1 protein-coding gene and 1 pseudogene are annotated in these 223 nt (G+C 67.3%); both read right to left on the reverse strand.

Annotated features, from left to right (window positions below; translation table 11 throughout):
* On the reverse strand, positions 1–131 hold a 131-nt coding region (locus E4K09_RS04335; RefSeq protein WP_244610357.1), incomplete at its 3' end, for a HisA/HisF-related TIM barrel protein.
* Positions 131–223: pseudogene (locus E4K09_RS30110) on the reverse strand (1-(5-phosphoribosyl)-5-[(5-phosphoribosylamino)methylideneamino]imidazole-4-carboxamide isomerase); the annotation flags it as partial. The gene E4K09_RS04335 and the pseudogene E4K09_RS30110, both read right to left, overlap by 1 nt.

A 223-nucleotide genomic window follows, 5' to 3' on the forward strand; every position in this document is an offset into this window, starting at 1 on the left:
GCGCCTGCCGCGTCATAGGCCTTGGCCGCTTCCACCGGATCGCCCGCATCGACGAGATCGACGAACTGCACGCCCTTCACGACGCGCCCGTCCTTCACGTCGAGGCAGGGACTGAGACGCACTTTCAGCATCAGGCATTTTCCTTGCGGGCGGAGCGCAGCAGCGCCAGCGCCTGTTCCGGATCGATGCGCCCGTCATAGAGCGCGCGGCCGGAAATGGCGCC

Source organism: Microvirga pakistanensis (assembly GCF_004458765.1).
In the GTDB taxonomy this organism is placed as follows: domain Bacteria; phylum Pseudomonadota; class Alphaproteobacteria; order Rhizobiales; family Beijerinckiaceae; genus Microvirga; species Microvirga pakistanensis.